The sequence below is a fragment of the Anaerovorax odorimutans genome, from assembly GCF_024459955.1.
Taxonomy (GTDB): Bacteria; Bacillota; Clostridia; order Peptostreptococcales; family Anaerovoracaceae; genus Hominibacterium; species Hominibacterium odorimutans_A.
The window spans coordinates 1-251 of record NZ_JANFXK010000175.1 but is presented as its reverse complement, the minus strand read 5'-3'; the positions used below and the strand labels follow the sequence as shown (position 1 = coordinate 251).

The following is a 251-nucleotide window of genomic DNA, read 5'->3' as shown; positions in this document are numbered from 1 at the left end:
GTCTTTTGGGATGTAATGGTCGCAGGATTTATTGGGAGAAGCGGCATTTGGTCGCAGCCTCGCCGTTGCAAGTGATGCTCTTGCGACCAAGGCGTCTTTGGGAGCGCAATGGTCGCGGGATTCATCAGGGAACCCGGGATTTGGTCGCAGCCTTGCCGCCACAAGCGATGCCTCTGCGACTAAGGTGTCTTTTGGGATGTAATGGTCGCAGGATTTATTGGGAGAAGCGGCATTTGGTCGCAGCCTCGCCG

1 protein-coding gene is annotated in these 251 nt (G+C 56.2%); it reads right to left on the bottom strand.

Features of this window, described 5'->3' with window-relative positions:
• The coding region (locus tag NE619_RS18370; protein WP_256133908.1) for a hypothetical protein at positions 1 to 251 on the bottom strand (251 nt) is incomplete at both ends.